General features: G+C 72.7%; 14 protein-coding genes. 11 read left to right on the top strand and 3 right to left on the bottom strand.

The window, feature by feature from the left end; genetic code table 11:
- Nucleotides 1-115: 115 nt before the first annotated feature.
- Nucleotides 116-916 carry an SDR family NAD(P)-dependent oxidoreductase gene (locus GIS00_RS17840; protein ID WP_196073341.1) on the bottom strand — a complete coding sequence of 267 codons (801 nt, stop codon included), beginning with the start codon at nt 914-916 and terminating at the stop codon, nt 116-118.
- Between the two features lie 81 nt (nt 917-997).
- On the opposite strand from GIS00_RS17840, the gene GIS00_RS17835 reads away from it, so the two are divergent.
- The 4 genes from GIS00_RS17835 to GIS00_RS17820 all read left to right on the top strand — a co-directional run bounded on the left by GIS00_RS17835 (nt 998) and on the right by GIS00_RS17820 (nt 4,553).
- Nucleotides 998-1,708, top strand: a complete 711-nt coding sequence (locus tag GIS00_RS17835) for an HAD family hydrolase (RefSeq protein WP_322098087.1) — start codon at nt 998-1,000, stop codon at nt 1,706-1,708.
- Nucleotides 1,709-1,789: 81 nt separating this feature from the next.
- Nucleotides 1,790-2,080 carry a metal-sensitive transcriptional regulator gene (locus GIS00_RS17830; RefSeq protein WP_154769819.1) on the top strand — a complete coding sequence of 97 codons (291 nt, stop codon included), beginning with the start codon at nt 1,790-1,792 and terminating at the stop codon, nt 2,078-2,080.
- Between the two features lie 60 nt (nt 2,081-2,140).
- Nucleotides 2,141-2,344, top strand: coding sequence for a heavy-metal-associated domain-containing protein (locus GIS00_RS17825; protein WP_154769818.1), 204 nt, complete (start codon nt 2,141-2,143; stop codon nt 2,342-2,344).
- A 1-nt stretch (nt 2,345) separates the two neighbouring features.
- Complete coding sequence (locus GIS00_RS17820; RefSeq protein ID WP_154769817.1) at nt 2,346-4,553, top strand: heavy metal translocating P-type ATPase; 2,208 nt, start codon at nt 2,346-2,348, stop codon at nt 4,551-4,553.
- Nucleotides 4,554-4,601: 48 nt separating this feature from the next.
- Here the strand turns inward: GIS00_RS17820 and GIS00_RS17815 are convergent, their stop codons facing one another.
- Nucleotides 4,602-5,039, bottom strand: a complete 438-nt coding sequence (locus GIS00_RS17815; protein ID WP_196073340.1) for a MarR family winged helix-turn-helix transcriptional regulator — start codon at nt 5,037-5,039, stop codon at nt 4,602-4,604.
- A gap of 72 nt (nt 5,040-5,111) precedes the next feature.
- On the opposite strand from GIS00_RS17815, the gene GIS00_RS17810 reads away from it, so the two are divergent.
- From GIS00_RS17810 to GIS00_RS17780, 7 genes are all read left to right on the top strand, one after another.
- Nucleotides 5,112-5,753, top strand: a complete 642-nt coding sequence (locus tag GIS00_RS17810; RefSeq protein ID WP_154769815.1) for an MBL fold metallo-hydrolase — start codon at nt 5,112-5,114, stop codon at nt 5,751-5,753.
- A gap of 75 nt (nt 5,754-5,828) precedes the next feature.
- Nucleotides 5,829-6,182, top strand: a complete 354-nt coding sequence (locus GIS00_RS17805; RefSeq protein ID WP_407666883.1) for a VOC family protein — start codon at nt 5,829-5,831, stop codon at nt 6,180-6,182.
- A gap of 96 nt (nt 6,183-6,278) precedes the next feature.
- Nucleotides 6,279-7,469 (top strand): CapA family protein, encoded by a 1,191-nt coding sequence (locus GIS00_RS17800; protein WP_154769813.1) that lies wholly within the window; start codon nt 6,279-6,281, stop codon nt 7,467-7,469.
- A 44-nt stretch (nt 7,470-7,513) separates the two neighbouring features.
- Nucleotides 7,514-8,455, top strand: a complete 942-nt coding sequence (locus tag GIS00_RS17795) for a quinone oxidoreductase family protein (protein WP_154769812.1) — start codon at nt 7,514-7,516, stop codon at nt 8,453-8,455.
- Between the two features lie 87 nt (nt 8,456-8,542).
- Complete coding sequence (locus GIS00_RS17790; RefSeq protein ID WP_154769811.1) at nt 8,543-8,908, top strand: YciI family protein; 366 nt, start codon at nt 8,543-8,545, stop codon at nt 8,906-8,908.
- A gap of 13 nt (nt 8,909-8,921) precedes the next feature.
- Entirely contained in the window at nt 8,922-10,166 is a 1,245-nt protein-coding gene (locus tag GIS00_RS17785; protein WP_322098085.1) for an RNA polymerase sigma factor, read from the top strand.
- A 63-nt stretch (nt 10,167-10,229) separates the two neighbouring features.
- On the top strand, nt 10,230-11,744 hold the full coding sequence (locus tag GIS00_RS17780; protein ID WP_154769809.1) for a dihydrolipoyl dehydrogenase family protein: 1,515 nt from the start codon (nt 10,230-10,232) through the stop codon (nt 11,742-11,744).
- Nucleotides 11,745-11,758: 14 nt separating this feature from the next.
- Here GIS00_RS17780 and GIS00_RS17775 read toward each other — a convergent pair whose 3' ends face one another.
- Nucleotides 11,759-13,234, bottom strand: coding sequence for a glycosyltransferase family 39 protein (locus GIS00_RS17775; protein WP_154769808.1), 1,476 nt, complete (start codon nt 13,232-13,234; stop codon nt 11,759-11,761).
- Nucleotides 13,235-13,253: the final 19 nt, after the last annotated feature.

Here is a 13,253-nt window from a genome sequence, read left to right as displayed (position 1 = left end):
AATGACCACGAGTGTCAGCGAAGTATTGACACATCAAGTGTCAGCGAAGTCGTGACACAACACAGTGAGCTATAACTCACTGGGTGCAGGACGTTGGCGCAGGTTAGGGCGGCTGTCAGTCGGCGAAGAGGGCGGGGGTCACCGACACCTGGCTGAAGCCGCCGTCGACCGGGAGGTTGATGCCGTGGATGTGCCGGGCGCCGTCGGAGACCAGGAAGAGCAGCGCGCCGGCGACGTCCTGCGGGGTGCCGATGGAGCGGTCCGGAGTGGCCTCGGTGACGGTCGCTGCCAGCACCTTGTCGGCCATGGACGCGGCGATCATCGGGGTGTCGGTGAAGCCGGGGGAGAGCGCGTTGACCCGGATGCCCTGCGGCGCCAGCTCGGCGGCGAGGGAGGCAGCCAGCGTGGCGATGCCGGCCTTCGACGCGGCGTAGACGCCCTGGTAGCCGGTCGGTCCGAGGGAGGTGCCGGAGGCGATCAGCACCACCGCGGATCCCGGCGCGAGATGCGGTTTCGCCGCGCCGACCAGGAACACCGGCGCCTTGAGGTTCACCCCGATGACCCGGTCGAAGCTCTCCGGGGTGACGTCCTCGACGGCTGCCGTCTCGAAGATCCCGGCGCAGCAGGCGAGGATGTGCAGCCCGCCGAACGCCTCCAGCGCGGCCGCCACGATCGCCTGCGGTGCCGACGGGTCGAGCAGGTCGGCCGGGAAGGTCCGGACGTCGAACTCCCCGGTGGCGGCAGCCAGCGCGTCCAGGCCGGTCGGGTCCCGGTCGGTGGCCAGCACCTGTGCACCGGCCGCGGCCAGGTTCATCGCCACGGCGAGCCCGATGCCGGAGGCGGCCCCGGTCACCACCGCCACCTTGCCGCGCAGGTCGACGGACATCGGGGACACGGGTGGGTAGGACGCGGTCACAGGCTCTCCTCCGGGCTCGACGATCATGGTATGCAGGCAATCCGCTGTCGCCGCGGGGCGGATCCGGAGTACAAACGTGCCGTGGACATCCCCGGCGGCCTGCGGCAACCCGGCCAGACACTCATCTTCGACGCCGACGACACGCTCTGGGAGAACAACAAGCTGTTCGAGCAGGTCATCGCCGACTTCATCGGCTGGCTCGACCACCCGACCCTGGACCGGGACGCGATCCGGGCCATCCTGGACGACATCGAGCGCGCCGACACCGCCGTGCACGGCTACGGCAGCGCCGTTTTCCTGCAGTCCCTCGCCGCCTGCTTCCGCACCCTGCGGGAGCGCCCGGCCAGCAGCGAGGAGATCGCGCACATCGAGGAACTGGCGGTGGCCTTGCTGGAGCACCGCATCGAGCTGATGCCGGGGGTGGCCGACACGCTGACCCTGCTCGGCGGCCGGCACCACCTGATGATGCTGACCAAGGGCGCGCAGGCCGAGCAGCAGGCCAAGATCGACGTGTCCGGGCTGGCCCCGCACTTCCGCAGCGTGCACATCGTCCGGGAGAAGGACGAGCACACCTATCGCTCGCTGCTCGGCGAGCGGTCCCTGGACCCGGCCACCACCTGGATGATCGGCAACTCGCCGCGCTCGGACATCCTGCCGGCGCGGGCCGTCGGCATGCGCGCCGTGCATCTGCCCAACGTGCACACCTGGGTGCTGGACCACGCCGACCTCGACCCGGCCGACACCGGCATCCTCACCCTCACCCGGTTCACCGACCTGGCCGACCACTTCTGACCCTCCCCGGCCGGGCGTTCCCGGCGGGCCTGTTCCGGAGGTCACTGGCGATCCATACCCTAGGGGGGTATGGTGTGCGGCATGGCAGCGCATCCCGGGTACATGGGCCAGAAGGACGACTACCTCAAGCGACTCCGGCGCATCGAGGGGCAGGCCCGTGGCCTGCAGCGGATGGTCGAGAACGAGGAGTACTGCATCGACATCCTCACCCAGGTGTCGGCGATGACGAAGGCACTGCAGTCGGTCGCCCTGGGCCTGCTCGACGAGCACATGAACCACTGCCTGGTCGAGGCGGCGGTGGCCGGCGGGGCGGAGAAGGACGCCAAGCTCAAGGAGGCGTCCGACGCCATCGCCCGGCTGGTCCGTTCCTGAGACCGCTGTTCCTGCCCTGACCGGGCGCACCACCATTCACGAGACGAGAGAGGCACGACCATGACTGTTGCGACCTACACCGTGACCGGGATGACCTGCGGGCACTGCGTGTCCGCGGTGACCGAGGAGGTCTCGGCGATCCCGGGTGTCAGCGGCGTCGAGATCGACCTGTCCACCGGCGCTGTCGTCGTCACCTCCGAGCACGACCTCGAGCGGACCGCGGTGGCCGCGGCCGTCGACGAGGCCGGGTACCGGTTGGTGTGACATGACCCCGGTCGAACTCGACATCCAGGGCATGACCTGCACCAGCTGTGCGGCCCGGATCGAGAAGAAGCTGAACCGGATGGACGGCGTACAGGCCACGGTCAACTACGCCACCGAGCGGGCGACCGTGACGTTCGACCACATCACGGTTCCCACCGAGGATCTCATCGCCACCGTCGCGAAAGCCGGTTATTCGGCGTCGGTCCCGGAGCCGGAGGCCGAGGACGACTCCGGCGCGGAGATCGCCGGTCTGCGACGCCGACTGGTGGTCACGGCCGCGCTGTCGGTGCCGGTCGTGGTGCTGGCGATGGTCCCCGCCTGGCAGTTCGACTACTGGCAGTGGCTCTCGCTGGCGCTGGCGCTGCCGGCGGTGCTGTGGGGCGGCTGGCCGTTCCACAAGGCCGCCGCGGTCAACGCCCGGCACGGCGCCTCCACCATGGACACCCTGGTCAGCATCGGCACTCTCGCCGCACTGGCCTGGTCGGTGTACGCGCTGGTCTGGGGGCACGCCGGCATGATCGGCATGACCCACGGCTTCGAGTTCACCCTGCAACGGGGTGACGGCGCCGGGCAGATCTACCTGGAGGCCGCCGCCGGCGTGACCACCTTCCTGTTGACCGGCCGGTACCTCGAGGCCCGGGCCAAGCGGCGGTCGGGTGCGGCGCTGCAGGCGCTGCTGCACCTGGGGGCGAAGGAGGCCCTGCTGCTGCCCGACGGTCCCGGCTCGACGGCCGAGATCAGCGTGCCGGTGGAGCGTCTCGCCGTCGGCGACCACTTCGTGGTGCGGCCCGGTGCGGCGATCGCAACGGACGGCGTGGTGGTCAGCGGGCACTCCGCGATCGACACCTCGCTGCTCACCGGTGAGTCGGTGCCGGTCGAGGTCGCGGCCGGGGACACGGTGATCGGTGCGACGGTGAACACCGGCGGCCGGTTGGTGGTGCGGGCCACCCGGGTCGGCAAGGACACCCAGCTGTCCCGGATCGCGACCCTGGTGGAGCAGGCGCAGAGCGGCAAGGCGCGGGTCCAGCGGTTGGCGGACCGGATCTCCGGCATCTTCGTACCGGTGGTGCTGGGCATCACCGTGCTGACCTTCGCGGTGTGGCTGCTGGCCGGCGGCGGAGTCGGCGGAGCGTTCACCGCCGCGGTGGCCGTGCTGATCATCGCCTGCCCCTGTGCGCTCGGGCTGGCGACGCCGACCGCGTTGCTGGTCGGTACCGGCCGCGGCGCCCAGCTCGGGATCCTGATCAAGGGGCCGGAGGTGCTGGAGTCCACCCGGGAGGTGGACACCGTGGTGCTGGACAAGACCGGCACGGTGACCACCGGGGTGATGACGCTGCACGAGGTCATCGGCGAGGACAGGGATCTCGTGCTGGCGGTCGCCGCCGCGGCGGAGCAGGGATCGGAGCACCCGATCGCCCGCGCGGTGGTCACGGCGGCGCAGACCTCCGGGCTCGCCCTGCCGGTGGTCCACGACTTCACCTCCACCGCCGGCCTGGGCGTGCGCGCCGCCGTCGACGGGACCGGTGAGGTGCTGGTCGGCCGGCCGCAGTTGCTGACCGACGCGGGCCTCGACCTGCCCGCCGACCTCGCCGCCGCCTTCGAGGAGGCCGGACGCAGTGGCCGCACCGTGGTCGCCGTGGGCTGGTCCGGTCGGGTCCGGGGTCTGCTGGTGGTCGGCGACGAGATCAAAGCCGATGCGGCACAGGCGGTCCACCGGCTGCGCGCGCTGGGGCTGACGCCTGTGCTGTTGACCGGTGACCACGCGGCCGCCGCGCAGGCGGTGGCCCGCGAGCTCGGCATCGACGAGGTGGTCGCCGGGGTGCTGCCGGAGGGCAAGGTCGCCGAGATCGAGCGGTTGCAGGCGCAGGGCCGCACCGTCGCGATGGTCGGTGACGGGGTGAACGACGCCGCGGCGCTGGCCACCGCCGACCTGGGGATCGCCATGGGCACCGGGGCCGACGCCGCCATCGAGGCGGCCGACCTGACCCTGGTCCGCGGCGAGCCCGGGCTGGTCGCGGACGCGATCCGGCTGTCCCGCCGCACCCTCGCGGTGATCAAGGGCAACCTGTTCTGGGCCTTCGCCTACAACGTCGCCGGCATCCCGCTGGCCGCGCTCGGCCTGCTGAACCCCATGTTCGCCGGGGCGGCGATGGCGTTCAGCTCGGTCTTCGTGGTGACCAACAGTCTGCGACTGCGCCGCTTCCGGTAGCACCATGACCGTTGCCCGGCACCGACTTTTGTTGTCGGGCAACGGTTGTCACTCCGGCATCAGACCGCCGGCCAGCCGGTGCAGCAGGTCCGGCACCTGTTCGAGCACTGCCCGCTGATCGGCGTCCAGGTGGTGTTCGATGGCGGCCGCGATCAGGCCCGCCCGCCGGTCCAGCTCCAGGCGCAGCGTCGCCAGCCCCCCATCCGTGAGCACCACCAGGCGGGCGCGCTGGTCCCGCGGATCGGGCTCCCGCCGCACCAGCCCCTCGGCCTCCAGGTCGGGGATGGTCGCCTGCAGCGTCTGGTGCCGGACCTGCCGCCGGTCCGCGAGCTCGGCCACGGTCAGCGGCCCCTCACGCATGAGGAACCCCAGCGTCTGCGCGCGGTGCTCCGGCATGGCGCCGGGCCGGCCGCGCCCGGCCCGCACGAAGGCACCCACCGCGGCGCGCAACCGGTCGGCGAGATCGTCGGTCCCGGTGCTCGGCATGCGGTGACGATAGTCGGCCCGGACGCAGACGTACAGTTGACCTGTATACAGCTCGCCTGTATACATGAGGTCATGGTTGCCGTCACGAAACATGCCCATGCCACCGTCGTCCTCGGAAGTGCCGGGTGCACACTGCTTCTCGATCCCGGCGTGTTCACCACGAACGCCGCCGACCTGCTCGCCACCGCCGACGCGGTGCTGATCACCCACGACCATCCCGACCACATCGATCCGGCGGTGATCTCGGCAGCGCTGGCCGACCGCCCGGAGCTGCCGCTCTACGCGCCGGCCGCGGCCGCCGCGCTACTCGGCGACCTGGCCGGCCGCGCCACCGTCGTCACCCCGGGCGACACCTTCGATGTCGCCGGGCTCTCGGTGCAGGTGGTCGGCAGCGGCGCGCACGCCGTCATCCACCGCGACCTGCCGCCGATGTCCAACGTCGGCTACCTGGTGGACGGCGTCTACCACCCGGGCGACTCCTACGACGTGCCCGATGCCGAGGTCGACACCCTGCTGCTGCCGACCAGCGGCCCGTGGACCAAGCTCGGCGAGGCCGTCGACTTCGTCCGCGCGGTCGGCCCGCGGCGCAGCGTGCAGATCCACGACGGCATGTACAACGAGATCGGCCGTGGGTCGATCGGGAACTTCCTGGCCCCGCTCACCGGCGGCCGCCCGCTGCTCTCGCCGGCGCCCGGGGAGACGATCGAGGACTGACCGGCTGCGGCTGCGGCGGGTCGGGGTGATGATCGATCGGGAGAAACGAACCGATCGAGAACCGAGGTGACGGCCGTGCGGGCCATGAAGATCACGACGAACATCCCGGTGCCGGACATCGAGCAGGCCCGGCCCTTCTGGTCGGACTTCCTCGGCCTGCGGGACGAGGAGTTCAACCTGGGCTGGGTGGCCCGGTTCACCGATCCCGACTCAGGTGCGCACGTCCAGCTGGTCACCGGCGACCGCACCTCACCGGCCGACTCGCAGTTGTCGGTGCACGTCGACGACGTGGACGCCGCCTACGCCGAGGCGCTCGCGGCCGGCTACGAGATCGTGCACCCGCTGACCACGGAGGAGTGGGGCGTGCGGCGGTTCCTGGTCCGGTCGCCGGACGGCACCGTCGTCAACCTGGTGGCCCACCGGTCCTGACCCGGACCGGTGGACCGGCCCGGCGAACGGGTGGGTCCGGCCCGACACACCGGGCGACACGGCGGCGGGCGGCGGCGGGTGTGCCACGGTGCCGGGATGACGCAGCGACGGCGCCCGTGGCCGGCGGCGGTGGTTGCCCTCGCCCTGCTGGCCGCGGGCTGCGGGTCCGGCGCCGCCGGGGAGGCCGGCCCGGTGGTGACGGTGACCGAGCGGACCACGGTCGTGGCGTCCGTCGTGGTGAGCGGGACCAGTTCCACGGCATCAGACGCCGTCGTGGCGACCACCCGGACCCCCTCGTCGACCCGACCGACTTCCTCGTCCCGCCCGCCGGCCACCAGCACCGCTCCGCCGGAGGGCACCTTCACCCTCGCGCTGGCCGGGGACGTGAACTTCTCCGAGCGCACCCGCGACCGGCTCGACGACCCGGCCACCGCCTTCGGGGTGGCCGCCGCCGGGCTCGCCAGGGCCGACCTGACGATGCTGAACCTGGAGACCGCCATCACCGAAGCCGGTGAGCAGCAGGACAAGTCGTACACGTTCCGGGCTCCGGCGTCGGCGCTCGACGCATTGTGGGGTGCCGGGGTGGACGTGGCGACGATGGCCAACAACCACGCCGCCGACTACGGCGCGAGCGGCCTGCAGGACACCCTGGCCGCCATCGGGGGCTCCGATCTGCCGGTGATCGGCGTCGGCGCCGACGCAGCCGCGGCGTACGCACCGTTCGAGACCACCGTCCGCGGGGTGCCGCTGTCCGTCTTCGCGGTGACCGCGGTGCGCGAGCAGACCCTGGCCAACTTCACCGCCGGGCCCGACAGTGCCGGGGTGGCCAGTGCTTTCGAGCCGGAGCTGGTCGCCGGGGTGCGGAAGGCCGCGAAGGCCGGCCGGACGGTGGTGGTCTACCTGCACTGGGGCACCGAGTACGAGGCCTGCCCGGACGGTGACCAGCAGGCGCTCGCGAACGAGTTGGCCGCGGCCGGGGCGTCGGCGGTGGTCGGGACGCACGCCCACGTGCTGCAGGGGGCCGGCTGGCGGTCCGACGGCGTCTACGTCGCCTACGGCCTGTCGAACTACCTGTGGTGGCGCTCGTTCGGCAACGAGCAGGACGACAACGGCGTGCTCACGCTGAGCTTCACCGGCAGGAAGGTGACCGCGGCGTCCTTCGCGCCGGCGCACCTGGACGACGCCGGCATCCCCGTCCCGGCGACCGGCGCCACCCGCGAGAGGATCCTGCAGCAGTGGGACGACGACCGGGAGTGCGCCGGCCTGGCCGCGGCGCCGCCGCGCTGAGGGTTCCTTCCCGTCCGGCCGCCCCGGTTCCTAGGGTGGGAACCATGCCCCGCGCGATCACCTACGCCGAGTACGGCGACCCTGATGTGCTGACCCTGGTCGACGAACCCCTGGCCGAGCCGGGCCCGGGGCAGGTGCGGGTGCGGGTGGCCGCCACCGGGGTGAATCCGTTCGACACCAAGCTGCGACGGGGGCTGTTCGCCGGCGGGAAGCCGATGGCCACCCCGAAACGGGTGGGCCGGGACCTGGCCGGCACCGTGGATGCGGTGGGCAGCGGGGTCGACGGGCTCTCCGTCGGTGACCGGGTGGTCGGCAACGTCAACGGCGGGACGTCCGCGGAGTACGTCGTGGTCAAGGCCGACGGCCTGCTGCCGGTACCGGAGGGCATGGACCTGGTCATCGCGGCGGCGATCCCCGGGGCCGGGTCGGCGGCGGTGCGGGCGCTCGGCCTGGCCCGGGTGCAACCCGGGCAGGTGGTGTTGATCCACGCAGCGTCCGGCGGGGTCGGCTCGTTCGCCACCCAGCTCGCGGCGGCCGCCGGCATCACCGTGATCGGCACCGCCTCGGCCGGCAGCCAGGACTACCTCGCGGAGCTCGGGGCGATCCCCGTCGTCTACGGCGACGGCTGGGAGGACCGGGTGCGCGCCGCCGTCCCGGCCGGCGCCGGCATCGACGCGGTCGTCGACCTGGCCGGCACCGGCGTCATCGAGGGATCGCTGGCCCTGGTGACGGCCGGCGGCCCGGTGGTGACGCTGAACGACTTCTCCGCGAAGGGTCCCGGGGTGATCGTGTCCTCCGGCGGCGAGCCCGGCTTCGAGAACGCCCTGCGGGATGCCGTCGACGCGGTGGCCGACGGCCGGGTGACCGTCCGGATCGACCGGACGTTCCCGCTGGAACATTTCGCCGACGCCCACCGCCTCTCCGAGTCCGGGCACGTCAGGGGCAAGATCGTCGTGGCGGTGGCAGCGGATCCTGAGCAATCCTGACCCCACCTGTCGAGAACCGCGACCTCGCTCCGACCAACAGGCGAGAGGCCCGGAGCACCGGGTCCGACCACCACGAGGGAGACGATCATGAAGTACCTGCTGAGCCTGTACGGGAACAAGGAACTGTGGGCCTCGATCCCGGCGGAGGACTGGCCCGGGATCATCGCCACCCAGGACGCGTTCAACGCCAAGTACGCGGCCACCGGCGAGATGATCGCCGCCTACGGCCTGGCCGAGGAGGACCAGGTCAAGGTCATCCGGGTGCGCGACGGGAAGGCCACCGTCACCGACGGGCCGTACGTGGAGGCGAAGGAGTTCATGGGCTCCACCTCCATCCTCGACGTCGAGTCGGAGGAGCGGGCGCTGGAGATCGCCGCCGATGCACCGTTCGCCGCCTTCCGGTCGGTCGAGCTGTGGCCGCTGCTGCACGAGGCCGCGCAGAACCAGCAGTGAACCGACACCAGCAGTGACCGACCGCCGGCTCGAGGACCTGCTGCGCGAACTCGCGCCGCAGGTCCTCGCCGCGATGCTGCGGCGGCACGCCGCCGGCGCGGGCTTCGACGTCTGCGAGGACGCCACCCAGGAGGCGCTGCTCGCGGCGGCGACGCAGTGGCCGGCGCAGGGCGTCCCGGACAATCCGCGGAACTGGCTGGTGGCCGTGGCCGGCCGCCGGGTGATCGACGAAATGCGCAGCGAGAACGCCCGGCGCCGTCGGGAGGACGCCGTGCACGCCGGCCACCCACCGGCCGAGATGGTCGCCGCCGCAGCGGATGCCGCCCGGGCGTACGACGTCGACGACTCGCTGCGGCTGCTCTTCCTCTGCGCCCACCCGGACCTGCCCGAGCCGGGCAGGGTGGCGCTCACCCTGCGGGCGGTCGGCGGCCTGACCACCGCGCAGATCGCCGCGGCGCACCTGGTCCCGGAGGCCACCATGGCGCAGCGGATCAGCCGGGCGAAACAGAAGCTGGCCGGGCGGCGGTTCGAGCTGCCGGCCGAGGCCGACCACCGGGAGCGGCTGGGCACCGTGCTGGCGGTGCTCTACCTGGTGTTCAACGAGGGCTACAGCACCTCGCACGGGAACGCGCTCACCGCCGTCGATCTCAGCGACGAGGCGATCCGGCTGACCCGGATGCTGCACACGCTGCTGCCGTCCGACCCGGAGGTCACCGGGCTGCTGGCGTTGATGCTGCTCACCGACGCCCGGCGGCCGGCGCGGACCGGGGACGACGGCGAGTTCGTGCCGCTGGAGGAGCAGGACCGGACCCGCTGGGACCGGGGCCGGATCGCCGAGGGCACCGCGCTGCTCGATGCGACGTTCGACCGTGGATCGGTCGGGCCGTACGCGGTCCAGGCCGCGATCGCCGCGCTGCACGACGCGGCGGACAGCACCGACGTCACCGACTGGCCGCAGATCCTCGGCCTGTACGCGGTGCTGGAGCGGATCGCTCCGGGCCCGGTGGTCAGCCTGAACAAGGTCGTCGCCGTCGCGCAGGTCCGCGGCGAACGGGCCGCGCTCGAACTGCTCGACACGGTCGCCGCCGATCCGCGACTGGCCGGCAGTCACCGCCCGGCCGCGATCCGGGCCCATCTGCTCGACCGGCTGGGCGATCCGGCGGCGGCGGACGCGTACCGGAGCGCCGCCCGCGGGGCCGGCAACCTCCGGGAGCGCCAGTACCTGCTGCTGAAGGCGGCGCAGGTCGGCAGATCCTGATCCGCCCGGAGGCCCCCGTGCCCGCCCCGTGTCAGGGACCGGAACAGGGATACCGTCAACGGCATGAGCACGAACGGGAATGCCGCCCCCACCGACACCTACGACGTCGTCGTGATCGGCGGCGGGCCGCCCGGGGAGAACGCCGCGCAGTACGCGATCCAGGGCACCGACCGCACCGCGGTGATCGTGGAGAAGGAACTCGTCGGCGGCGAGTGTTCGTACTGGGCCTGCATGCCGAGCAAGGCGCTGCTGCGGCCGTGGGAGGTGCTGGACAACGCCCGGCACCTGCCCGGCGTGCAGTCGCTGGTCGGCGACAAGCCGCTGGACGTCCGGGCGGTGCTGGCCCGCCGCGATTCCATCACCTCGGTCGACAGCGGCAAGCCCTTCGGCCACGACGACGGCTCCCAGGTGCGCTGGGCGAACGGCGCGCACATCGACGTGGTGCGCGGCACCGGGCGGCTCGCCGGCGAGCGGACCGTGACCGTCACCGCGGCCGACGGCACCGAGCGGACCCTGCACGCCCGGCACGCGGTGGTCCTCGCCACCGGCACAACCGCGGCCGTGCCGCCGGTGCCCGGGTTGCGTGAGGCGCTGCCGTGGACCTCCCGCGACGTGACCAACCTGCATCAGGTGCCCGGCCGGATCGCGGTGATCGGCGGTGGTGTGGTGGCCTGCGAGGCGGCGACCTGGCTGCGGGCGCTGGGCGCCGAGGTGACGATCATCGGATCGGCGCCGCGGCTGCTGGCCCGCAACGAGCCGTTCGCCGGAGACCTGGTGGCGCAGCGCTTCTCGGAACTCGGCATCGACGTCCGGCTCGGCGCCTCGGTGGATGCGGTGGAGCGGCCGGCGCCGGAGGACACCGGCGTCGGTCACCTGCACGGCGGCCCGGTGACCGTGCGCTTCGGCGGCGACTCGGTCGAGGTGGACGAGGTGCTGATCGCCGCCGGACGGATCCCGGCCAGCAGCGACATCGGGCTGGACACCGTGGGTCTCGCCGATGCCACCGCCGACTCGAAGGGCTATCTCCCGGTCGACGACCAGCTCGCCGTGGTCGGCGCGACCGGCCAGTGGCTCTACGCCATCGGTGATCTCAACGGCCGGGCGCTGCTCACCCACATGGGCAAGTACCAGGCACGCATCGCCGGCACCGTCATCGCCGCCCGCGCCGAGGGTCGCCCGTCCACCGGCCCGTGGTGCACCGACCGGGCCGACCACGGCATCGTGCCTCAGGTGACCTTCACCGACCCGCAGGTCGGCTCCGTCGGCCACACCGAGAAGGAGGCCAGGGACGCCGGTCTCGACGTGGAGACCGTCGAGTACGACATGGCCTCGCTGTCCGGCACCTACCTGCAGCGCGACGACTACCGCGGCCGGGCGCAGATCGTCATCGACACGCAGCGGGACGTGCTGGTGGGCGCCACCTTCGTCGGACCGGAGATCGCCGACCTGGTGCACGCCGCCACCGTCGCGATCGTCGGCGAGGTGCCGCTGCCGACGCTGTGGCACGCGGTCCCGTCCTACCCGACCCCCAGCGAGATCTGGTTGCGGCTGCTGGAGACCCGGTACAACCCGTCCTGACCGAGTCGCCCCGCTCAGCCGAGATGGGTGAGCAGCGGCCAGATCTCGGACCAGGGCGCGGTGCGGCCGGTGCACAGCACGATCGGTGCCCCCTGCTCCTCGTTGTCCACCCCGACGCCGTTGTCCAGCGTCCCGGCGGTCCGGCACGCACCGAGCAGGGCGGCCGCGGCGGGCGGCGGCGGTTCCCCGACATAGACGGTGGCGGTGGCACTCTCCGGTGGCGGCCCGAGGTCGCCGAGTGCGTTGTGCCCGCTCCACACCTGGGTGATGCCCAGTGCCGGGCCGTACCGGGCCACGGCGCCGGCCTCGCCGTAGTTGACGGTCACCACCACCGTTCCCGGCCCGGAACCCCGCACCACCGCGGCGATCTGCGCCACGTACTCCGGCCAGCCGATGCTGTCCCGGGCGACCTGGTTGATCATCGGCACCGGGGTGCTGCCGACCAGTGACACCGGCACCAGCGGCAGGGCGATCACCGCCGAACCCAGCGTGCTGATCCCGATCGCGGTCCGGGCCGCCGACCGCCACCGGCGCCGGGCGATCACGGCGGCGGCCGGCGCCCAGCCGATCGCCAGCACCACCGACACCAGTCCGAGCGGGTAGTAGAACTGGGCCCCGGAGACGAAGGTCAGCACGACGAGCACCGGCAGCGCGACGGCCAGGGCGCGGATCCGCCGCCAGGCAGCCCGGCGCCACAGGGCGACCAGCCCGACCACCCAGACCACCGTCAGCGGTGGCCCCACCAGCAGTGCCAGGAAGGGCCACATGACCGCTCGGACCTCGCCGGCGTTCCGGTCGGCGAGCGCACCGCCCATCTGCAGCTGCGGCCAGTCGTTGCCGGCCTGGTACAGCAGGTTCGGCACCGCGAGCAGCAGGCCGATCCCGATCCCGGCCCACAGCCACCGGTTCCCCAGCACGCGCCGCGGCCCGGCGACGAGCAGGCCGACGGCCACCGCGGCGAGCAGCATCGCGACCAGCAGCTTGTTGAACGTCGACAGCCCGGCGAGCGCACCGACCGCGAGCCACCACCGCGGGTCCCGCAGCAGGGCCCGGATCACCAGCAGCCCGATCAGCGGCCAGACCAGCAGGTCGACCGTGGCCGTGAGCAGCACGTGCCCGAAGGCGAGCGGGATCGACGCGCCGACCACCGAGGCGGCGCACCACCGCTGCGCCGCCCGGCTGCCGCCCACCTCCCGGGTGATCGCCACCAGCACCGGTACCGACAGCGCCGCGCAGAGCACGGCGGGGAGGCGGAGGAACCAGGGCTCGTCGACGATCGACGCGAGGGTGCGGGCCAGCCAGGGGGTCAGCGGCGGCTGGTCCACGTAGTTCCAGGCCGACGGCAACATCCGGAAGTACAGCTCGTCCCGGTGGTAGCCGTAACCCTGCGCGGTGACCAGCAACACCACGGCCAGCGCGGCGGCGGCCGTCAGGACGGACCCGCGCGGAGCCCGGATCCGTCGGACGGGTGCTGCTGGACCGGCCGCCACCACACCACCTCGCTCGGGC

The organism is Nakamurella alba (genome assembly GCF_009707545.1).
GTDB lineage: Bacteria > Actinomycetota > Actinomycetes > Mycobacteriales > Nakamurellaceae > Nakamurella > Nakamurella alba.
Note: the sequence above shows the minus strand (reverse complement) of the source record. Positions and strands in the feature narration are given on the sequence as shown.

What these genes read in the sequence shown, in the direction of transcription:
- GIS00_RS17830 (WP_154769819.1), top strand. Translation starts at nt 1,790, where the DNA reads ATGGCAGCGCATCCCGGGTACATGGGCCAGAAGGACGACTACCTCAAG.
- GIS00_RS17825 (WP_154769818.1), top strand. Translation starts at nt 2,141, where the DNA reads ATGACTGTTGCGACCTACACCGTGACCGGGATGACCTGCGGGCACTGC.
- GIS00_RS17820 (WP_154769817.1), top strand. Translation starts at nt 2,346, where the DNA reads ATGACCCCGGTCGAACTCGACATCCAGGGCATGACCTGCACCAGCTGT.
- GIS00_RS17815 (WP_196073340.1), bottom strand. Translation starts at nt 5,039, where the DNA reads ATGCCGAGCACCGGGACCGACGATCTCGCCGACCGGTTGCGCGCCGCG.
- GIS00_RS17810 (WP_154769815.1), top strand. Translation starts at nt 5,112, where the DNA reads ATGGTTGCCGTCACGAAACATGCCCATGCCACCGTCGTCCTCGGAAGT.
- GIS00_RS17800 (WP_154769813.1), top strand. Translation starts at nt 6,279, where the DNA reads ATGACGCAGCGACGGCGCCCGTGGCCGGCGGCGGTGGTTGCCCTCGCC.
- GIS00_RS17795 (WP_154769812.1), top strand. Translation starts at nt 7,514, where the DNA reads ATGCCCCGCGCGATCACCTACGCCGAGTACGGCGACCCTGATGTGCTG.
- GIS00_RS17790 (WP_154769811.1), top strand. Translation starts at nt 8,543, where the DNA reads ATGAAGTACCTGCTGAGCCTGTACGGGAACAAGGAACTGTGGGCCTCG.
- GIS00_RS17780 (WP_154769809.1), top strand. Translation starts at nt 10,230, where the DNA reads ATGAGCACGAACGGGAATGCCGCCCCCACCGACACCTACGACGTCGTC.